General features: G+C 38.8%; 17 protein-coding genes. 15 read left to right on the top strand and 2 right to left on the bottom strand.

Going from position 1 to position 21180, the window contains the following annotated elements; genetic code table 11:
• Window positions 1-568: 568 nt before the first annotated feature.
• The 5 genes from QX565_RS14545 to QX565_RS14525 all read left to right on the top strand — a co-directional run bounded on the left by QX565_RS14545 (window position 569) and on the right by QX565_RS14525 (window position 7234).
• Complete coding sequence (locus QX565_RS14545; protein ID WP_289293235.1) at window positions 569-1813, top strand: Mfa1 family fimbria major subunit; 1245 nt, start codon at window positions 569-571, stop codon at window positions 1811-1813.
• Between the two features lie 139 nt (window positions 1814-1952).
• Window positions 1953-3041 (top strand): FimB/Mfa2 family fimbrial subunit, encoded by a 1089-nt coding sequence (locus tag QX565_RS14540; protein ID WP_289293233.1) that lies wholly within the window; start codon window positions 1953-1955, stop codon window positions 3039-3041.
• Between the two features lie 13 nt (window positions 3042-3054).
• A complete protein-coding gene (locus QX565_RS14535; RefSeq protein WP_289293231.1) occupies window positions 3055-4116 on the top strand; it encodes a FimB/Mfa2 family fimbrial subunit in 1062 nt (353 codons plus the stop codon).
• Between the two features lie 18 nt (window positions 4117-4134).
• Window positions 4135-6948 carry a fimbrial protein gene (locus tag QX565_RS14530; RefSeq protein ID WP_289293230.1) on the top strand — a complete coding sequence of 938 codons (2814 nt, stop codon included), beginning with the start codon at window positions 4135-4137 and terminating at the stop codon, window positions 6946-6948.
• Between the two features lie 16 nt (window positions 6949-6964).
• Window positions 6965-7234 (top strand): hypothetical protein, encoded by a 270-nt coding sequence (locus QX565_RS14525; RefSeq protein ID WP_221649307.1) that lies wholly within the window; start codon window positions 6965-6967, stop codon window positions 7232-7234.
• 120 nt (window positions 7235-7354) lie between these two features.
• Here the strand turns inward: QX565_RS14525 and QX565_RS14520 are convergent, their stop codons facing one another.
• Window positions 7355-9283 (bottom strand): sensor histidine kinase, encoded by a 1929-nt coding sequence (locus tag QX565_RS14520; RefSeq protein ID WP_289293229.1) that lies wholly within the window; start codon window positions 9281-9283, stop codon window positions 7355-7357.
• Window positions 9284-9293: 10 nt separating this feature from the next.
• A complete protein-coding gene (locus QX565_RS14515) occupies window positions 9294-11132 on the bottom strand; it encodes a sensor histidine kinase (protein ID WP_221649305.1) in 1839 nt (612 codons plus the stop codon).
• Window positions 11133-11282: 150 nt separating this feature from the next.
• Here QX565_RS14515 and QX565_RS14510 point away from each other — a divergent pair, with 150 nt between their 5' ends.
• The 10 genes from QX565_RS14510 (at window position 11283) to QX565_RS14465 (ending at window position 20898) form a co-directional block, all read left to right on the top strand.
• Window positions 11283-11780 carry a hypothetical protein gene (locus QX565_RS14510; RefSeq protein ID WP_221649304.1) on the top strand — a complete coding sequence of 166 codons (498 nt, stop codon included), beginning with the start codon at window positions 11283-11285 and terminating at the stop codon, window positions 11778-11780.
• Window positions 11781-11868: 88 nt separating this feature from the next.
• A complete protein-coding gene (locus QX565_RS14505; protein WP_221649303.1) occupies window positions 11869-13491 on the top strand; it encodes a flotillin family protein in 1623 nt (540 codons plus the stop codon).
• Window positions 13492-13593: 102 nt separating this feature from the next.
• On the top strand, window positions 13594-14262 hold the full coding sequence (locus tag QX565_RS14500) for a DUF5715 family protein (protein WP_289293228.1): 669 nt from the start codon (window positions 13594-13596) through the stop codon (window positions 14260-14262).
• Between the two features lie 278 nt (window positions 14263-14540).
• The gene (locus QX565_RS14495) at window positions 14541-15590 is read left to right on the top strand and encodes a PhoH family protein (RefSeq protein ID WP_221649301.1); all 1050 of its coding nucleotides are present in this window, start codon (window positions 14541-14543) and stop codon (window positions 15588-15590) included.
• Between the two features lie 101 nt (window positions 15591-15691).
• Entirely contained in the window at window positions 15692-16633 is a 942-nt protein-coding gene (locus tag QX565_RS14490) for a phosphoribosylaminoimidazolesuccinocarboxamide synthase (RefSeq protein ID WP_025866533.1), read from the top strand.
• 111 nt (window positions 16634-16744) lie between these two features.
• Entirely contained in the window at window positions 16745-17482 is a 738-nt protein-coding gene (ubiE, locus tag QX565_RS14485) for a bifunctional demethylmenaquinone methyltransferase/2-methoxy-6-polyprenyl-1,4-benzoquinol methylase UbiE (RefSeq protein ID WP_221649300.1), read from the top strand.
• Between the two features lie 85 nt (window positions 17483-17567).
• Window positions 17568-18311, top strand: coding sequence for a shikimate dehydrogenase family protein (locus tag QX565_RS14480; RefSeq protein ID WP_002559399.1), 744 nt, complete (start codon window positions 17568-17570; stop codon window positions 18309-18311).
• Between the two features lie 7 nt (window positions 18312-18318).
• On the top strand, window positions 18319-19281 hold the full coding sequence (locus tag QX565_RS14475) for an alpha/beta hydrolase (RefSeq protein ID WP_289293227.1): 963 nt from the start codon (window positions 18319-18321) through the stop codon (window positions 19279-19281).
• Window positions 19282-19323: 42 nt separating this feature from the next.
• Window positions 19324-20244: a TPM domain-containing protein gene (locus QX565_RS14470; RefSeq protein WP_289293226.1), complete on the top strand. Its 921-nt coding sequence runs from the start codon at window positions 19324-19326 to the stop codon at window positions 20242-20244.
• Between the two features lie 72 nt (window positions 20245-20316).
• Complete coding sequence (locus tag QX565_RS14465) at window positions 20317-20898, top strand: LemA family protein (RefSeq protein ID WP_221649297.1); 582 nt, start codon at window positions 20317-20319, stop codon at window positions 20896-20898.
• Window positions 20899-21180 lie beyond the last annotated feature (282 nt).

Here is a 21180-nt window from a genome sequence, read left to right as displayed (position 1 = left end):
TATAATTCAGCAAAAAAGAATCTGTTTTAGATGAAAAACATGAGTGAGAAATGCGTGAAAACGCCCCTGTGTCATGAGAATTAAGTCGTATTTCATTCATTTTTGACTGAAATACATACCATAAGAACCCTACTTTACATTTTGCAGAAAACATCGCACATTTTTGAAAAAAACACCAATGAGCGGACTCATGACTTCCCTCTATCTTTGCAATGTCGAAAGACAAAAAGGATATGCCTCTCCTTAAAATATAAAAGCACGAAACTTCTCTTCCTTATACATAGAAGCTTCTGCAAAACAAAAAAGAGCATAGTTAAAGAACAAAACAATAGTAAACAATAAAACAAACAAAAAACATTTCAAAGAAAAAAGAAACTTTTATTCGGAAGCTCTCTCCTTATTAGATAAGACACTTCCAAATCTACAGAACTCCACACATGAACAGAACCCACATTATTATATTAAGTAATAATGTCACTCTCTCTCAAAAAAGTAAGGACCGCACTCCTCGAAAGTGCACAATCAAAAACAAGAATCAAAAAAGTATTAATATTTAATTTTATAGATTATGAAACTAAGAAGTTTATTTTTAGCAGGATTAGCAGTAATGGCTATGGCATCTTGCAGCAATGAAGATGATGCAATCGTTAATGGTGGCGAGAACGCAACAAAAGATGCAATATTCAATTTCGGTATTGCATTTCCTACAAGCTCTAACACAAGAGCAGAGGCTGGTGGTAGCAATGCAGGAACTCCCCTTGAATCTAATGTCAATGATATTACATTAGTATTGACTTATGCAGATGGAGTAACACCACAATTCGTTAAGACTTATAATGTAACGGATTTTAAAAAAGAAGACAATAAATACACACTAACGAACCATGAATTAGTTGCTCCCGGTATGGTAAATGTAAAGGTATATGTTAATAGCAATGGAGTAACTGCTAATGTACTTGAATCTAAGAGTGCATTCGACTTAGGAGACTATGCTTCTACAGCCAACAAAGGAAACTTCTTCATGTCTGGCGAACAAAAAAGCCTCGATATAATAGCCAAGAGTGACAATAATGAAGCAAGTGTATCTGTAGATCGTGTTGCAGCTAAATTAACAGAAGCTACTACACAAGATGATTACACTTTTACTGCTACAGCATCCAGCATAACAAACGCTCAAACATTGTTAGTAAAACTAACAGATTACACTTTTGCTAATTTAAATAAAAAATCTAATGCCTTAGCATTAACAACCACATACTTCGACGCCAACGATTTCTGGAATCCGTTTATCACTGACGGAAATGAAGATTTATGGAGTACATTCGGACAAGACACCAAGAAAATGAATGGTGATGACAAAAATACATATTGCTTCGAAAACAACAACTCTAAAGTTTCTACTAAAATTTATTATAAAGCTATCGTTTCTGTAGATGAAGTAACAACAGAAGGAACCAACTTCTATGTTTATAAAAACATACTATACAAAAATTACACAGAATTGAATAAAGTATTCAATGGTAGCTTAGAGCCTGCATTTGGTTTAACAGATAGCAGTATTAACTCTGATTTCATGACCAAAGTTGGTGTAACCAAATATACTAAAGGCGTTTGCTACTACGCAGCTGATATCAAAACAGCCGTTACCGATGCCAACATTCTTCGCAACAACTCTTATATACTGAAAGTTATCTCTATCAAAGATTTAGGTCTTCCTGAAATTGACACACCAACTCCTGGAGATCCTACATTATTAAGCTTAGATGTAACAGTTAAAGATTGGACAGTTAATCTAAACGACATCGAACTCTAATTGCATCACACATAAACAAACTCCAAGCGGGGGAACAGAGGGTCCTTCCTCCCCCCGCTTCTCTTTTTCTCTCAGGGTTTAACACCCAACAAAGATCCCAAACAAGACAATAAGCTCATAGCAAAAAAATAAAGAAAGCATGAAACGAATACTCACTACCATACAAAAAGAAGCAAACAAAATACTGCTACTAACAGTATTGGCTGGTGCAATGGCATCCTGTGATTCTATCCTGGACTTCGAAGAAGGCGATTGCAGCATCGAATACCGCGTAAAGTTTGTGTATGACAGAAACATGGCTTTTGAAGATGCTTTCGCAAAAGAAGTAAAAACCGTAACACTATATGCCTTCGACGATGAAGGAAAATTCGTCTATCAGAAAACAGAAGAAGGTGAAGACAGATTAGGAACCGGAGAATACACGATGTCTGTAGACATCGAGCCGGGCGACTATCACCTCGTAACCTGGGCCGGACTGGATGACCAGTCTTTCGCCGTCCCTTTGATGACTGCCAACTCCAGAATTGAAGACCTCACCGCATTGACTTTACGTAACAAAGAATCTCAAACTCGTGCTGACGGCGAAGAAGGAAAATACATCGTAAAAGATCCGCTCTCACCCCTCTGGCACGGAGAAGTTACCAAGCAATCATTCACTCGCAGCGGCAGACAGAATATCGTTACCGTTCCTTTGACAAAAAACACCAATACCATACGTGTTGTAATTGCACAAGTCAATCAAAATCCCGATAAACCTATCACCCGTGCCAACGCTATCAGTAAAGAGCGGTTTTCATATACCCTCTATGATGACAATGGCTGGATGAACTACGATAATACACTGCTGAAAGACAACCTGCTTACCTATCTCCCCTATGTCACAGAAGATACAAGCATTAGCACACGTGCTTTCAGTGCAGATGGTACTACAGAAAGTGAATATCCTGCGGCGGTAGCCGAGATAAGCGTTGGACGCCTGCTCAGCACCCAGAAACCGGAACTGAGAATTGTAGATCAGCAAACAAACAAGAATTTACTTGCCAATGGTTCACTGATCGGATATCTGAGCCTACTGCAACCAAGCCAACTCAATATGCCTCTCGAAGAATATCTGGATCGCGAAGATAATTTCGGAATGATTTTCTTCGTCGACGAGAACATGACACTGATCAGTACCAAAATTCAGATCAATGACTGGATCGTGAACATAAACGACTTCGAACTCTAAAAAGAACAAAGCAATGAGATATTCAAAACTAACATATTGTCTGTTGGCATTCCTCTGCCTGGCTACTACATCCTGTATACAGAATGAGCTGATAGAAGAATACCCTATAGAACAAGAGAATCCGGTTCAGGTTCATCTCACGTTGAATATGCCACAGGCTACTTCAACTGACATTCAAGCCGGTACAGCAGGCGAACAGTATATAAATGATGTACATGTATATGTTTTCAGTCAAAATGGTTCTTTTATAGAAAAAGCCAGCAAAGTATATATTAGCGGAACGGATGGAAATGCTACCCGTACCATCATTGGAGTACTGGAAAGTGATTACCAAGATCAGACTAACATAGAAATAATAGTACTTACTAATTTGACAGCAAGAAATATAACGGCTCCGACTTCGGTAGTAAACAAAAATACCTTATACGACCAATTAAGATATACATATACCCCTGGTCAGGATTGGATATTTCCGACACAGAGCAATAAAAAGTATATCCCGATGTGGGGTACTTGTTCCCTCGCTGCCATTCGGGAAAAGGATATCAATCAAGCAAGCTTATCACTCATACGAGCCATCGCAAAAGTAGACGTAACACTGAATGGTGGAACTGGGTTTGATCACTTTAAATTAAACACAGTCAAAGTATGTAGCTATAATACACAAGGATACTGTATCCCTGTTAATGACGAAACAATGGCTATTCCTTCCATACCTGAAAATGTTTTAACGAAGAAGAATATAACATTTACAGCAACCACCGGTGAGCAAAAAGCTGGCATACAAAATAAAATCTACCTCCCCGAGTATAAGAATAAAGGTGTAAGCGACAACCAAGTTTCCTATCTTGAGATAACAGGTGAACTGACTACATCACTCTCGGAAACAATACAGAAAACCTACAGAATAGATTTTAAGGTAAACGGCAAAGGAGATACCTTTGATATACTTCGAAACAATTGGTATAAATTCAATATCACAAGTATAAGCCAGGATGTTGATGTAGAGACTCAATGTAGCTACGAAGTAGAAAGATGGGACTATATTAATGTAGATGTACCACCATTTAATTAATTAAAGGAGAATTTACGCATGAAAAAGCAAAACAATATATTTGCATACGCAAAACAGACATTCAGCCTTATACTGGCAATTCTTTTCTGTATAGCCTGTACAGACGAAACCTATCAAGACGAAAAACAGGTAGAAGAAGGGATACCTGTAGAAGTTGATTTCAATTTCCAGACATCCAATATTGATAAGGTCAATACACGTTTAAGTGATGCCGGCGAATTTCAGGTAAATGATTTATACCTGCTTATCTTTGATTCGAATGGAAATATTAAGAACCGTTACTATTATGATGGAGATGCATTGACACATACCAACGGTAACCAAAAAAATCCAACTAATGGTACAATAACCGGAATAAAAACCACCAGTGGAAAAAGTTATATTTATGGCATAGCCAATGTGGGCGACAATGAATTGGACAGAAAAGGCGAATTGAAAAGTAAATTGGATAGAGTTAATTCTGTTAGTGATTTAAAAGATTTAACGACAACTCTGAATAATGATGGTAACATAGCTCGTTCTTCTGCATCTTTACTGATGAGCGGTAAGTTCCAGGCAACAGGTGCAAGTACTTCAGATAAAGAAGAAGGTACTTGCAACATACCCACCACCAATAAGGCACTAAGTGGAACATTACTTTTGCGTCGTTCCGATTCCCACATTACGTTTAATATTAATTTGGGAGAAAAAATAGAAAGTTTTGAACTTAAAAGCTGGCAGGTATTCAATGTGCCTATAAGTTCATACCTAATAGATCAAAGCAAGCAATATGTAGCTTCAGAATATAAAGATAGTGAATTACAAGCAACTTATAATAATGAAGGTAAACTTTATGCTTTTAACTTCTACATGCAGGAGAACCTGAAAGAGGCTATTATGGAAGCAAGAGATCATACTACTCTCACTGCCTACAAAGACAGGGAAAAAGAATATAAGAATCCGGATGGTACTAACACCGGAGAATATAAGTTCGTAGAAAATAATGCCACGTATGTAGAGATTAAAGCGAGGATGAATATTGAAACAGAGTCTGAAGATGGAATAAGAACAGCCGATGTAAGATATATTATCCACTTAGGGGGAGGTGCTAATGAATTCACAAACTTCAAAAGCGAACGCAACAAGAAATACATCTACAACGTCACAATTAATGATGTAGAAAGCATCATCGTAGAAGTAGAAGATGGTGAAGATGATCCAGATGCCCGTCCCGGAGTTGAAGGTGATGTGGTAGATGCTACCACCAGCGTATATACGTTGGATGCACATTACAATTGTTTCAATATAGGATTCACTTATGAGGATGTTGTAGAAAACCTGTCCTTCATCATTCAGTCGCCTTTCGCAGCGGATGCTGTATACAGTGTAAAAGGAAAAATCGGAGCTTTGGATAATACTCCGCAAGAAAATGGCGATTATAAATGGATACAACTTCAGAGAACGACGGGAGAAAAAGTTTTGTCTCAATATAACTCTGAAGAGAAGAATCGTCCTTTTAACTTGTATCAATTGGTAGATGATATGAAAGATCGAGGTAAACCAAACGATGGAAAGACGTATTATTACACAATTTTCATTAACGAGTACTATTATACAGAAGCACCGGCAAAAGCTAACTGGCCTGATAAAAATCATTTATGGAGATATTTTGTGAATCAGGATGATCGTAAATTAATGTTGTTTTTGTCCCCTAAAAATAGCGCTGATAAAGAAAGTAGCTATTCTAAAGCTTCACATATGTTCAGGCAAAGATCTATCCAGACGTATTACAGTACCGAAGTACTAAATAACAATGGAAATGCTTTAGGAATGGAACATGTGAATGAAACGGGAGCACCCGATTGGGGGAATGGTAACAGCAGTGATCGTGGAAACGGATTTTTGAATACTAACAAATACTTCTTTACAACAACAAGTTCTAAAAACAGGACCTGGGAGTACTTTGTGAACTATTCCATATCTGATGACTACAAATATACCTATAAAATGAAAGATGTTGCTGCAATAGCCGAGTGTCTGTCAAGAAACAGAGATGAAAACGGAGATGGCAGAATTGATCTGGACGAATTGAAATGGTATTTGCCAGCAACAGATCAATTAGCATCCATGTTTCTGGGAGCCAAAAGTTTACCATCACCACTATTTGATGACAGATCTGTTAGCAGTGTGACGTATGATGATGGAAATAATCACTATATCACAAGTAATAAACAAAAGATATGGGCGGAAGAAGGATGTTCATTTGGAGGAATAAGCAGCTATGGTTCAAAAAACTACCCTAAATTATTAAGATGTGTCCGCAATTTAGGATTATCCAATGAAGATGCAAAAAGTAAAGTAGTATCTCCGGCCTATACATACAATTCCCAAAATAAGGTTTTCATTATGGACCAATTGACCAGTCAAAACAAAAGAACTGGTAAAACAACGGGGGAATTAGATTTCCATGATAATTTCGATGACATCAACAGACCTTATAAAGCTTTCCAAATGGCAAGTACTTTTATTGGAGGGCGAAATACTGATTGGTACACATTATTTGATATAGGAGTAAATCATTTAAGTAAATGCAAAGATCTCACAGAAGGTGGCCATAAATGGAGAGCTCCTAATCAACGTGAATTTATGATTATGTTTCTTCAGAATGCAAGTAATGTAATAAATAACAATAATAGAGGATTTACGCGTACCCATTGGAAATATGACGAAAGCAGACATTTTGGACTTAATGGACTTCTTTTATTCTTAGATAATGATGGAAATTATGATAGAACCATACGTTGCGTACGTGATGTGGATGTAAATGCAAACGGAAGTGTTATCAACGATTAATCAAAAATACAATATTATGGAAATGCTTGATATTCTAACACGTGAATCGGAAAACACACAGCAAGTGTATGTGTACGAAGAAAATGGTCACTGGTACGCCTATGAGCGTTCGGCCCAACTCGTCAAGAGGATACTTAAAGGACTTGTAAAGATCAGGCAATTCATCAATAGCACATATGATATTATTCTCGACCGGGTAGAAGTTGATCTAACGACACTTATCGAAAAATGTCCTGTTACTCTATGTTCTGACTCGGAAATAGTGATTGAATGTCCTGAAATATAAGATTATAAAAGAGAGATAACATCCCTTTTTAACAAGAATATATTGTTTGTTTTGTTTGTGTTCCTCACTCCACTTACCAATACCGTCTGAGAAGATAGTGGTAAGTGGGTGGGGATTTTTTTATTTCTGCAACAGAGGGATAATCAAACAAACAGAATTATTTTCCAGACTCACTTCATAACATCCACCAAAATGTTCTGCCAATAGCCGGTTCACCTCATTGGCAATGCTTATTTCCTGTAGCTGCTGCCCGGAGGAAAGTATAGAACCTGTGACACATGTCCGCATATAACTTCCATCTTTTATAGTTTCAATAATCAAAGAAAGTTTACCGGGAGATGTCAGAACTGCATTATTGAAAATCTCCTGCAGACGCACAACATCTATATAAACCGGAAAGGCAACACCCTGAGGAAGTGAAACAGTCAAACGTTCCCGGATACTATCAGGCAGAGTGTCGAGCCAGCTACGGATAACCATTAAAAGATCAACATTTTCTTCTCTGTATTTCATCATCCCGGCCTCAAGTCTCGAGAGATCAAGGATATTGTTAATCAGCTCCATCAATTTAGTAGAAGTCTTATCTATAAATTCGGAAACTCTCTTCCTTTCCTCCATGTCTATTACATTATCAGTAGCCAATGCCATAGAGCCATCCACCACTTCGTTCAACGGACGGCTGATAGCCGTGCTGATAGTGGATAGAAAAAGTTCTTTGGCAACATTGGCTTGCTCTGTTTCTTCTGTCATCCGCCGCATCTCCCTTTCTGATTTATGGAGATGCTTTCTGATGCAATAAGTATGAATAATAAAAATAATGAGGATGATAAAAACAACACCTGTCAAAATAAGGAATACCAGTTGAGTAGTATGCTCAATTTTCTCTTTTTCAAGTAAGAGTAAATCAGCATTATAATCTTTCTTTAATTGCTCTGTCTGTTTATTGAGTGTAGCTATATTGATAGAATCACGGATCATAAAAGCCTGTTTATAAATAACCAAAGCCTCATCTATACGATTTAGCTGGTTAAGCATCAATGCTTTTCTGAAATTCATAGTACTATACATACTTGGAGAAGATTTCTTAAAAATCTCCCGCAATGGTTCTAACTCTGCCAGAGCCTTTTCCAGTTGTCCGGATGCCTGAAAATAATCATAGCGAGCCTGAGAATAGTAGTAATCAAAGGTTCCATAACCAACCATATTATATTTCTCGGCCAAATGCAAATATTTTTCCGCCTGTGATAAGTCTACTTTTGTGTAATAAGATAAATAGGAGATATAAGTCATCATCAACCAACCTCTCAGCCTCGCTTCAGCACCTGGTTCTTTACGAATAATCTGATTCAGATAATTATCTTGTATTTTAATCCATTTAATCCAATTAGGAAAATCATTCAACTCTTCATATGTAGCAATAAGAGATCTGTTTATTTCAATAACATATCCTTCATTAATTTTCAAAGCTGCTTTATATGCTTTCTTTAAGACATCAGCGGCTTCTTCAATTCTATATGTTATACGATAAATATTGGCCATGCATTGATAAGCAAGGGTGATGCCAATAGGATTATTCAGTTTTTTTGCCTCCTGCAACATCTTGTTTGCTTCTTTTTCTTCCAACTCATACTCTGATGTAACCATTAACATATCAACTACACAACGCTTCCCTTCAAACAGTTCTGTATACAGTTTTGCTTTTCGGGCAATCGGCTCCATCATCTTCATCCAACGATTGACCCCTTCCGGATTATAATTATTGTAATCCATAAACATAAATGCAAGATAAGCCCTACAAATATACCGGTCATTTTTCATAGCTTTTGCTTCCTCCAAAAGCCTTTGGATATAATACAATTCAACCAAAGGACTGCTGACTGTCCGTGTTAATTTATTCAGAATTTCAAGACGGGTGGTATCATTAGCCTGAGTTTTACTCAACTGGTGAAGTAATATCATTTTCTCTTTTTCGGAACCGCTTTCAGCATATGACTTTATACAAAAGCCAGCAAACAGCAAGACTAAAAAAATAGTAATCATTGTTTTCATATTAGAATACTTATTGGCGTTCATTATTGAGAGGATGAGTAAAAACAAAGCGGGTACCATCGGTATACGAAGAATCAATCCAGATTTTTCCTCCTATATTTTCAATAATCAACTGACAAATAGAAAGTCCCAACCCAGCACCCTGTACACCTTCGTGCAATTTTTCGAAACGTTCAAATATATGTGGTTGTTTTTCCAATGGAATACCACACCCTGTATCTTCAATAGTAAATATGGCTTCCCGACGTTCTTCATCTTTATCAAGCTTCAACACGATCCGACCTTCCTGCGTAAATTTAGTAGCATTAATAAGAAGGTTAATAAGTACTTGTTGTAAACGTCCGGAATCTGTATAAACATCCAAACTATCCAAAGAAGTCTCGAAACTAATGGCAGCTGAAGTACGCTTCACTTTTTCCACTGTATCAATCACATTTGCACACAGAACCAATACGTCGCAATGTTCAAACGTAAAACGAATATTATCTTCCTTTAATGCTGATAAGTCCGCCACATCATGGAATAACTTCAATAACAATTCGGAATTTTGTTTAATCAGATCACCACATTGTTGGCGGGTTTCATTATCTAATATACTCTCAGAAGCAAGCAAATTAGCAAACCCTACAATAGCGTTCAGAGGGGTACGCAGTTCGTGACTCATATTCGAAAGAAAAAGATTCTTGGATTGAATAGAATATGCTGTCTCCTGCCGGGTTTTCTCTAACTTCTCCCGTGACAGTTCCAGTCGTTTGTTCTTTTTAAGGGATATGTAAACAAGTAAAACAGCAACTATTAAAATAACAAATGAAAATAAAAGAATCCAGGTCAGCATCTTATTATGCATGGCTGCATTTTCTAATTCCATCTGGTCAACCCAATAGGCAACATGCAAAGAATCTATTTGCTGTGAATAATATACCATATTCAATGAATCAGACAAATTGAATGCTCTATCATACATATTACAGGCCTCTTTTCTTGCTCCTAATTTCTCCAACAGAACAGCCTTGTCAATAAGTACATATTTATATTCATTCATATTCCCGTTTTTCAACACCACTGTTACAATAGAATCACAGTATGTGAGAGCCTCTGCATACTCTCCTGATAATTCATAAAAACGAGAAGCAATATTATAATACCACCGATCAAAAGCTACGTCAGCCAACCTCAACTCTTCTACTTGCTTCAAGCTCAAACGGGATTGTTCCAGATTTTTTATGCCAAGATTATAAAAAGCCTGATAACATTTAAGATAAAATATATAATCACCCTTATTTTGCAAATCAACTTTGTCGAGCAATTTGCCGGCCTCAATCAGATAATGCTGTAACTCCTCCATTTTTTCCAAAAGAGTACAGACGTGCATCTGCTGTATTAATAAACGGATTTTTAAATCATCATCATTCAAATCCTGCAACTTTTCTTCAGCCTCCAAGAAAGCTGTATAAGCCTGTTTACTTTCATTGGAATGCATAAAAGTAATGCCCATAGCTTGTATGGCTAATGCTTTTCCCAAATCGGAATTTAAATCACGGGCCAACTTATACATCTGCTGAGCCTTACTCACAGCCAAACCAACTGTTCCTCTTAAACAATTGGCATTGACTTCTATCAATTGAACACGGAACATATTGTCGTAATCTCCGGCATCACGAGTTCGTTTTTCTACTTTTGTACAAAGTTCAATAATACATTCATCCGGAACAGAACTACTATAATTCAGATTTTTACTGGCAAGAGCATAAAGGTGATACAATTCTGCATCATTGGAAACGGGAGTTGCATTCAACAAACAAGTGATAATACTCCCTAATAAGAACGCTAATAAAGATTCCTTCTTCATAAAATAGTACGTGCCTTTATTTTGTTTGCGGTACAATGGAACAAAGATAAATAAAAAAAAATATCATTTTCATTTTTGATTACTATAATTCAGATCAATTTATTTATCTTTGAGGCAACGATACATAATACATTAAATATATTGAACGCCATGAGTAGTAATATTTTTCTAATCATCGCACTTGTCACGACAGGTATTTTCGCCATTCAGTTTATCTTATCCATCTTTTTCGGTGATTTTGATGCTGACGCAGATATTGACACAGACATAGGCAGTGTAGTCTCTTTTAAAGGATTGACCCATTTTGGTATCGGATTCGGATGGTATATGTATCTGCAAAAAAGTACGGATGCTACGGCATATATTATTGGTATACTCGTCGGATTGCTATTCGTATTTGCTGTGTGGTATCTCTATAAAAAAGCCTATCAGTTACAGCAAGACAATCACTCAGAAAAAACGGAACAGCTTGTAGGGCGGGAATGTACTATCTACTTCAGCCGGGGTGAAGGAAAGTATACAGTACAGGTGAACCGTGATGGTGCTATGAGAGAGGTAGATGTTATATCTGAATCAACAAAAAACTACCAAACAGGAGATAAAGTTGTCATTGCTTCTTATAAAGAAGGAACACTTTATATTAGTTGACAATGGACAGTTGACAGTGGACAATGGACAGTGGACAATGAAAATCTCAATAACTCAGAAACTCAAATAACTTAAAAACTCAAATAACATGACTCAGGAAATGATGATTATGGCTGCTATTCTGGTGGCAGTTATCCTACTTACGTTTATCGGAATCCTTTCCCGCTACCGTAAATGTAAAAGTGACGAAGTACTCGTAGTTTACGGAAAAACGGGTAAAGACAAAAGATCGGCAAAACTCTATCATGGTGGTGCTGCCTTCGTATGGCCTATCTTGCAAGGATATGAATTCCTGTCAATGAAGCCAATGCAGATAGACTGCAAACTAACAGGAGCACTATCAGCACAAAATATCCGTGTAGATGTACCAACCACTATTACTGTAGCTATCAGTACTGATCACGAAGTAATGCAGAATGCAGCAGAGCGTATGCTGGGCCTTACAATGGATGATAAACAGAACTTGATTACAGATGTGGTATACGGACAGATGCGTCTGGTTATTGCCGACATGACAATTGAAGAACTGAACTCTGACCGTGACAAATTCTTGTCAAAAGTAAAAGATAACATTGATACTGAACTGCGTAAATTCGGTTTATATCTGATGAATATCAATATCAGTGATATTCGTGATGCAGCCAACTACATTGTCAATCTGGGTAAAGAAGCTGAAAGTAAGGCATTGAACGAAGCACAAGCAAACATCGAAGAGCAGGAAAAACTGGGTGCTATCAAAATTGCAACTCAGATAAAAGAACGCGAAACAAAAGTTGCCGAAACCCGTAAAGACCAGGACATCGCCATTGCCGAAACAAAGAAACTACAGGAAATTTCAGTTGCTAATGCAGACAAAGACCGTATCTCACAAGTAGCAATAGCCAATGCCGAAAAAGAGGCACAGGTGGCAAAAGCGGAAGCAGATAAGAACATACGTATCGAACAGGCAAATACGGAAAAGGAAAGTCGCGTGGCAGAATTAAATTCTGACATGGAAATTAAACAGGCAGAAGCTGCCAAAAAAGCAGCTATCGGGCGAAATGAAGCGCAAAAAGAAGTTGCCAAATCAGACGCAGAACTGGCTGTAACACAAGCTAATGCTGATAGAGAAGCTGGAGAAGCTGCTGCAAGATCAGAAGCTGCCGTGCAAACAGCCCGTGAGACTGCACAGAAAGAAGTGGAAGAAGCCAAAGCTAAAAAGGTGGAATCATCATTGAAAGCTGAAAAAATAGTACCGGCAGAAGTAGCCCGACAAGAAGCTATCCTGCAAGCAGAAGCTGTGGCAGAAAAAATAACCCGCGAAGCAGAGGCTCGCGCTAAAGCTACATTAGCACAAGCAGAAGCAGAAGCAAAAGCCATTCAGATGAAGCTGGAGGCAGAAGCGGAAGGTAAAAAACGTTCGTTGCTGGCAGAAGCAGAAGGTTTCGAAGCCATGGTGCGTGCAGCAGAATCTAACCCGGCTATCGCCATCCAATATAAGATGGTAGACCAGTGGAAAGAAATTGCCGGTGAACAGGTAAAAGCATTTGAACATATGAATCTGGGAAATATCACAGTATTCGACGGAGGAAACGGTAGTACAGGCAATTTCCTTAGTTCGCTGGTGAAAACGGTAGCACCAAGTCTGGGAGTTCTCGATAAACTACCGATTGGAGAAACTATGAAGGGAATTATAAACCCGGATAGCAAAGAAGAAGAAAAGAAAAAGTAATGTGCCAATATAATTAATGTGCCAATGTGCCAATTGGCTGCGCAATGTATGTACAGCTGAATTGGCTATTGGCACATTATTAAATTAGAAATAGAATTTATCATGCGTTTTCATCATTATCCAGTCTATTTATTCTTATTTATAACTCTCATAAGTCTTGCCGGATGCAAGGAAAAAGACAAATCGCTCAAACTAAACGAGCCACGAAATATAAAAGGGGGCATCAGTTATAAACGTTCATTTGGCGATCTGAACGATATTCACCTTAAAGCAGCACAAAGTTTAGGAATTCGCCCGTTAACTTCACGAGAAGAAGCTGAACGAATGAAGGAAAAGCTGGTACATATCAAAAGCAATGACTGCTATACCGTTGATTCACTTACACATTCCATTCCTTTCCTGGTACCACGCGCCAGTGACTTACTTAACACGATAGGAAGCAATTTTCTTGATTCACTCACTGCAAAAGGATTAAACCCAAATCAAATAGTCATTACTTCTGTCCTCCGCACAGAAGATGATGTAAAACGTTTGAGACGCAGAAATATCAACGCATCAAAAAACTCGGCCCATTTCTATGGAACAACATTCGATGTGAGCTGGAAACGCTTCAAAAAAATCGAAGACGAAGACGGACGACCTTTACAGGATGTCAGTGCAGACACATTGAAACTTGTATTGTCGGAAGTTTTGCGCGACCTGAGAAAAAAAGATAAATGCTATATAAAATATGAGCTGAAGCAAGGTTGCTTCCATATCACAACAAGATAATGAGCAAGGCTCACCACAGAGTACACAGAGTTCTATTTATCTGATGAAATGCAGATTAATGCGAATTGACGCAGATTAAAAAAGGTGTTATTCTATCTCTAAAGTCTCTACCTTTGCGAAAATTTGCGTTCATCTGTGTTTTAATCAAATATCGCCTGCCGAACCTCCCCGTGTGGGAAGCACTCGTAACCATACGTTGTAAATTTATTCTGCCAGAACATCTAAAGTATCCAAACCTTTTCACTAAATTTGCGGATATTTTTCTTTAATACAGCTCAATGATAGAAAAACTGATTGTTCTTGAGGATATTGATCCGGTTATTTTTTACGGTGTAAACAACGCCAACATACAGTTAATTAAAGCTTTATATCCAAAGCTACGCATTGTTGCCCGCGGCAATGTTATTAAAGTTCTGGGCGACGAGGAAGAAATGTGTGCCTTCGAAGAAAATATCATCAAACTTGAGAAATATTGTGCCGAATATAACTCATTGAAAGAAGAAGTTATTATCGACATTATCAAAGGAAACGCTCCGCAGGCTGAACAGACGGGAAATGTGATTGTATTCAGTGTAACCGGAAAACCTATTATCCCCCGCAGTGAAAACCAACTGAAATTAGTACAAGGGTTTGCTAAAAACGACATGGTGTTTGCCATCGGTCCCGCTGGGTCGGGAAAAACTTACACAGCGATAGCGCTCGCCGTTCGTGCACTTAAAAATAAAGAAATCAAAAAAATAATCCTCAGCCGCCCTGCCGTAGAAGCCGGTGAAAAATTAGGTTTTCTTCCCGGTGATATGAAGGAGAAGATAGATCCGTATTTGCAACCTCTTTATGATGCCTTGCAAGATATGATTCCTGCCGCAAAGCTAAAAGAATATATGGAACTTAATATCATCCAGATCGCTCCGCTCGCCTTCATGCGCGGACGTACACTGAATGATGCCGTCGTGATTCTGGACGAAGCGCAAAATACGACTACTCAACAGATAAAAATGTTTCTTACCCGTATGGGCATGAACACCAAGATGATTGTGACCGGAGATATGACACAGATCGACCTCCCCACTTCACAAACATCGGGTTTAGTACAGGCACTCCGTATATTGAAAGGGGTTAAAGGGATCAGTTTTGTCGAACTAAACAAAAAAGATATCGTACGCCATAAATTAGTAGAGCGTATTGTAGATGCCTATGAAAGGTTTGACAAAGAAAAAAAGGCGGCAAGAGAAGAACTAAGAGCCACAAGCGAGAATGCAGAGGTAACCGGTAACAAGCCCAAAGCTAAAAAAAATAAGCCCGAGCCCGATACCAAAATCCTCTCGTAAATTAGTCTGACTCCAGTCGTAAATAGTGAATCGTCAACATACCTATAGTTATAATAAAATGATGGTCATGACCGTAGGGAATAAATTGTAAATTAGATAAGATGAAAGCATTAACTAAAACTGAATTCAACTTTCCGGGACAGAAAAGCGTGTATCACGGAAAAGTACGTGATGTTTATAACATCAACGGTGAAAAACTTGTGATGGTAGCTACCGACCGTATTTCGGCCTTTGATGTAGTGCTGCCTGAAGGTATTCCTTACAAAGGGCAAATGCTGAACCAGATTGCTGCCAAATTCCTTGATGCAACAACTGACATCTGCCCGAACTGGAAACTTGCTACTCCTGACCCAATGGTTACGGTAGGTGTACTTTGCGAAGGTTTTCCTGTTGAAATGATTGTACGTGGTTATCTTTGTGGTAGTGCATGGCGTACTTACAAAAGTGGTGTACGCGAAATCTGTGGAGTAAAACTTCCGGATGGAATGCGCGAAAATGAAAAATTCCCGGAACCAATCGTAACTCCTACTACCAAAGCAGAAATGGGATTGCATGACGAGGATATCTCCAAAGAAGAAATCCTGAAACAAGGTCTGGCTACCCCTGAAGAATACGAAATCCTTGAAAAATATACACTGGCACTCTTCAAACGCGGAACAGAAATCGCAGCTGAACGTGGGTTAATACTCGTTGATACGAAGTATGAATTTGGTAAACACAATGGTACTATCTACCTGATGGATGAGATCCACACTCCCGATTCAAGCCGTTATTTCTACTCAGAAGGTTACCAGGAGCGTTTTGAAAAAGGTGAAGCACAAAAACAACTCTCTAAAGAATTCGTACGCGAATGGTTAATGGAGAACGGATTCCAGGGTAAAGACGGACAAAAAGTACCTGAAATGACACCGGAAATCGTACAAAGCATTAGTGACCGCTATATCGAACTTTTCGAAAACATCACCGGAGAAAAATTTGTTAAGGAAGATACGAGCAATATAACAGAACGTATATTTAAGAATGTTTCTACGTTCTTAAAATAGTTGAAAATCGAAAGTTGAAAGTTGAAAATTAGCTGCGCTATTATACTGCATAGCAACTTCCAATTCTCAACTTTCAACTTTCAATTTTTAACTTTCAATTTTCAATTAAATATGAATTACCCCCAGGAACAAATCAAGCCTTACGCCACAGATGGCAAAAAAAGTGAACAGGTAGAACAAATGTTCGACAACATCGCTCCTGCGTATGACATGCTTAATCATACCCTCTCACTGGGCATCGACAAAAGCTGGCGACGTAAAGCGATCAACTGGTTACGTCCTTTCCACCCGCAGCGTATCATGGATGTAGCTACCGGTACTGGTGACTTTGCTATCCTCTCCTGCCGTATGCTCCAGCCCAGGCAGCTTATCGGAACGGATATCTCTGAAGGTATGATGAATGTGGGGCGTGAAAAGGTAAAAAAGGAAGGTCTCGCAGATAAAATATCTTTTGCCCGTGAAGACTGTACCTCCCTCTCGTTCGCTGATAACAGTTTTGACGCTATCACTGTAGCCTTTGGCATTCGTAATTTTGAGGATCTGGATAAAGGACTTTCCGAAATGTGCCGTGTACTCACTCCCGGAGGACACTTGGTGATACTGGAGTTAACAACCCCTGACCGTTTCCCAATGAAACAACTATTTGCTATTTACTCCAAAATTGTCATCCCTGTTTTAGGCAAATTATTTTCTAAAGACAACAGTGCTTACCACTACCTGCCACAAACCATCAAAGTTTTCCCGCAAGGCGAAATCATGACGGACATTATATCGAAAGCAGGATTTAGTCAGGTACAGTTTCGGCGACTGACATTCGGCATCTGTACACTTTATACAGCAACCAAATAATATACCAATGCGCTACTACAAATAACAAAAAAAGATGTGGCACACAGTAATTGACACATTGGCATATTAAATAATTATTAATTCTATGCAAAAGTACGGTTTAATTGGTTATCCGTTGAAACATTCGTTCTCTATCGGATATTTCAACGAAAAGTTCCGCTCAGAAGGGGTTGATGCTGAGTATGTGAATTTCGAAATCCCCAGTATTAATGACTTCATGGAAGTCATTGAAGAAAACCCTAATCTATCAGGATTAAACGTAACAATTCCCTACAAAGAACAAGTGATTCCGTTTCTGGATTCTTTGGATCCGGACACTGCCAAAATCGGTGCAGTAAACGTTATCAAAATAATCCGCCAGCCCAAAGGTAAAGTTAAGTTGGTTGGCTATAACTCCGATATTATTGGTTTTACACAGTCTATACAACCGTTATTACTTCCTTCACACAAGAAAGCTTTGCTTCTGGGTACAGGTGGTGCATCCAAAGCTGTATTTCACGGACTAAAAAATCTGGGTATTGAAAGTGTATTCGTTTCGCGTACACACAAACCGGGTATGTTGACTTATGAAGAGCTAACCCCTGAAGTTATGGCCGAATATACAGTTATCGTTAACTGTACTCCTGTAGGCATGTATCCCAAAGTTGATTTTTGTCCCAACATTCCTTACGAATATCTCACACCAAACCATTTACTCTACGATTTGTTATATAATCCAAACGTTACGCTTTTCATGAAAAAAGGAGAAGAGCGGGGCGCTATTACAAAAAACGGATTAGAAATGCTCCTTCTGCAAGCATTTGCAGCCTGGGAGATATGGCATAAGTAATTATTATATGAGGAAGGAAACAAAAAAGAACTGGATAATAGGTGCAATTATTTTTTTGCTGGTGCTTACTGGTTGTACTGTCGGTGGAAGTTATTATATGCTTAACTTCTCATTAACCCCCAATGCAAAGATACGCGCCAAAGATGCCGATTCATACGAGTACATGTACTCTAACTACCCCTTCCTGCGCCCCTGGGTGGACAGTCTTAACAAGGTAAATGCCCTGAGAGATACATTCATCCTAAATCCCGAAGGGATACGGTTACATGCATATTATATTGCAGCTCCCAAACCAACAAAGAAAACAGCTGTTATTGTACATGGCTATACCGATAATGCCATACGTATGTTTATGATTGGTTATCTGTATAATCATGACCTGCAATTTAACACTCTTCTGCCGGACTTACAACATCAGGGCGAGAGCAGTGGTCCTGCCATACAGATGGGCTGGAAAGACCGGCTCGATGTAATGCAATGGATGCACGTAGCTAATCATATTTATGGCGATAGTACACAAATGGTAGTTCATGGCATTTCAATGGGTGGTGCCACCACTATGATGGTGGCCGGAGAAGAACAACCGGAGTTCGTACGATGCTTTGTCGAGGATTGTGGCTATACCAGCGTATGGGATGAATTTTCACACGAATTGAAATCATCATTCCACCTGCCCAAATTCCCTTTGATGTACACTACAAGCTGGCTTTGCGCACAAAAATACGGATGGAACTTTAAAGAAGCATCTTCACTGAAACAAGTAGAAAAAGCAGAACTTCCCATGTTCTTTATACACGGTGATAAAGATACTTATGTACCCACATGGATGGTTTATCCTCTTTATGAAGCAAAAGCGGATCCAAAAGAGCTTTGGATCGTCCCGGGAGCTACACATGCTGTCTCTTATAAAGAGAACAAAACAGAATACACGAACCGGGTAAAAAACTTCGTTGACAAATATATCGAATAAAAGAGAATAGTAGCTATATTTGTGGCAATAATAAAGACCATTATGAAGCAAATACTCACTTTTATACTTCTTACGCTGTTCTATCTGCCCTTGCAAGCACAAGAAAAGATATACACAGTAGACAACATCCCCAAAGTACATTTACAGAATAAATTTCAATATGTATGCAATCCTGCCGGTATCTTGTCACAAGCCGCATGTGACAGTATTGATCGTATGCTTTACAATCTGGAAGAAACGACAGGTATAGAGACGGTAGTTGCCGTAGTACCTTCCATCGGTTCGGAAGATTGTTTTGAGTTCGCTCACCAACTACTCAATAAATGGGGAGTCGGGAAAAAAGGAAAGAATAACGGATTGGTTATTCTCTTAGTGACCGACCAACGTTGCATACAATTCTATACTGGTTATGGGCTGGAAGGCGATTTGCCGGATGCAATCTGCAAACGAATACAAACGAAATCAATGATTCCTTATCTGAAAGTAGAGAACTGGAACGAAGGGATGGTGAATGGTGTACGCGCTGTGTGCCAACGCCTTGATGGTTCAATGGAAAATGAGAATACCTCCGACGAAAATGAGATTTCCGGACTGGCAATCCTATTGGCAATCATAGGTTTCATCGGAGTAGCATCCGTCATCAGTATACTGGCCATAAGAGCAAGTACCCGTTGTCCTCAGTGCGGGAAACATAAATTACAACGTACAGGCAGTACACTGATATCCAGACGCAATGGAGTAAAAGTAGAAGATGTAATATATACCTGCCGTAACTGCGGGTACACAGTGGTACGCCGTCAGCAGTCATACGACAATGACTATCACGGAGGAGGCAGAGGTGGCGGAGGTCCGTTCATCGGCGGTTTCGGAGGCGGTAGCTTCAGTGGCGGTGGAGGCGGTTTCAGTGGAGGCAGCTTCGGTGGTGGAATGGGTGGCGGCGGCGGAGCCGGCTCACGTTTTTAATACTTTGTGTTCCCCTATAGAGAGCAAGAGATAGAAATAAAAAATGAAAATACAATAATAACAAAGAAAAAAATGAAGAAATCAATTATCATTATCATTGCAGTAGTGGCAGTTATCGTTATATGGGCTGTCAGTATGTACAACGGATTGGTTACAATGGACGAGAACGTAAATAGCCAGTGGGCAAATGTAGAAACACAGTATCAACGCCGTGCCGACCTCATCCCCAACCTGGTAAACACTGTAAAAGGATACGCTTCGCACGAGAAAGAAACACTTGAAGGTGTAGTAGAAGCACGTAGTAAAGCTACTCAGATGCAGGTCAATGCAAGTGATCTTACTCCCGAAAAATTAGCAGCATATCAGAAAGCACAGGGAGCAGTAACTTCAGCATTAGGCAAATTACTTGCTATTACAGAAAACTATCCTGATTTGAAAGCCAATCAAAACTTTCTTGAACTTCAAGCCCAACTGGAAGGCACTGAAAATCGCATCAATGTAGCACGTACTAATTTCAACAATGCAGCACAGGCATATAATACAGCTATCCGCCGTTTCCCAAAAAGCTTGTTTGCAGGTATGTTTGGTTTCGATAAACATGTTTATTTTGAAGCAGCCGAAGGTACTGAAGCAGCTCCGGAAGTGAAATTTTGAATTAAAAAGAGTTAGTTGCTGAAAGAACGGGAAGCTATAGAGTAGCTTTATTAAGTCAGACAGCAATTCGATTAAAACGCAGATTAACGCCAATTATCGCAGATTGAAAGTTTATCTTTTTGCGAGAATCAGCGTTAATCTGCGTTTTATTGTAATCTCTTATTTCTACCTGCTAACACCCCAAAAACGACCTGTTAAATATGACTTGTGTTCCGGTTAACTGATTAACTGGTCAACTTGTTAACTTATTAACTTGTCCGTACAAAAAAAAAGCCGTACTTT

The sequence above is a fragment of the Bacteroides sp. 41_26 genome (assembly GCF_949740115.1).
In the GTDB taxonomy this organism is placed as follows: Bacteria; Bacteroidota; Bacteroidia; order Bacteroidales; family Bacteroidaceae; genus Bacteroides; species Bacteroides nordii.
Note: the sequence above shows the minus strand (reverse complement) of the source record. Positions and strands in the feature narration are given on the sequence as shown.

Bases quoted from the DNA above. Each gene is read 5' to 3' on its own strand.
- QX565_RS14545 (WP_289293235.1), top strand. From the start codon at position 569: ATGAAACTAAGAAGTTTATTTTTAGCAGGATTAGCAGTAATGGCTATG.
- QX565_RS14540 (WP_289293233.1), top strand. From the start codon at position 1,953: ATGAAACGAATACTCACTACCATACAAAAAGAAGCAAACAAAATACTG.
- QX565_RS14535 (WP_289293231.1), top strand. From the start codon at position 3,055: ATGAGATATTCAAAACTAACATATTGTCTGTTGGCATTCCTCTGCCTG.
- QX565_RS14530 (WP_289293230.1), top strand. From the start codon at position 4,135: ATGAAAAAGCAAAACAATATATTTGCATACGCAAAACAGACATTCAGC.
- QX565_RS14525 (WP_221649307.1), top strand. From the start codon at position 6,965: ATGGAAATGCTTGATATTCTAACACGTGAATCGGAAAACACACAGCAA.
- QX565_RS14520 (WP_289293229.1), bottom strand. From the start codon at position 9,283: ATGAAAACAATGATTACTATTTTTTTAGTCTTGCTGTTTGCTGGCTTT.
- QX565_RS14515 (WP_221649305.1), bottom strand. From the start codon at position 11,132: ATGAAGAAGGAATCTTTATTAGCGTTCTTATTAGGGAGTATTATCACT.
- QX565_RS14510 (WP_221649304.1), top strand. From the start codon at position 11,283: ATGAGTAGTAATATTTTTCTAATCATCGCACTTGTCACGACAGGTATT.
- QX565_RS14505 (WP_221649303.1), top strand. From the start codon at position 11,869: ATGACTCAGGAAATGATGATTATGGCTGCTATTCTGGTGGCAGTTATC.
- QX565_RS14500 (WP_289293228.1), top strand. From the start codon at position 13,594: ATGCGTTTTCATCATTATCCAGTCTATTTATTCTTATTTATAACTCTC.
- QX565_RS14495 (WP_221649301.1), top strand. From the start codon at position 14,541: ATGATAGAAAAACTGATTGTTCTTGAGGATATTGATCCGGTTATTTTT.
- QX565_RS14490 (WP_025866533.1), top strand. From the start codon at position 15,692: ATGAAAGCATTAACTAAAACTGAATTCAACTTTCCGGGACAGAAAAGC.
- ubiE (WP_221649300.1), top strand. From the start codon at position 16,745: ATGAATTACCCCCAGGAACAAATCAAGCCTTACGCCACAGATGGCAAA.
- QX565_RS14480 (WP_002559399.1), top strand. From the start codon at position 17,568: ATGCAAAAGTACGGTTTAATTGGTTATCCGTTGAAACATTCGTTCTCT.
- QX565_RS14475 (WP_289293227.1), top strand. From the start codon at position 18,319: ATGAGGAAGGAAACAAAAAAGAACTGGATAATAGGTGCAATTATTTTT.
- QX565_RS14470 (WP_289293226.1), top strand. From the start codon at position 19,324: ATGAAGCAAATACTCACTTTTATACTTCTTACGCTGTTCTATCTGCCC.
- QX565_RS14465 (WP_221649297.1), top strand. From the start codon at position 20,317: ATGAAGAAATCAATTATCATTATCATTGCAGTAGTGGCAGTTATCGTT.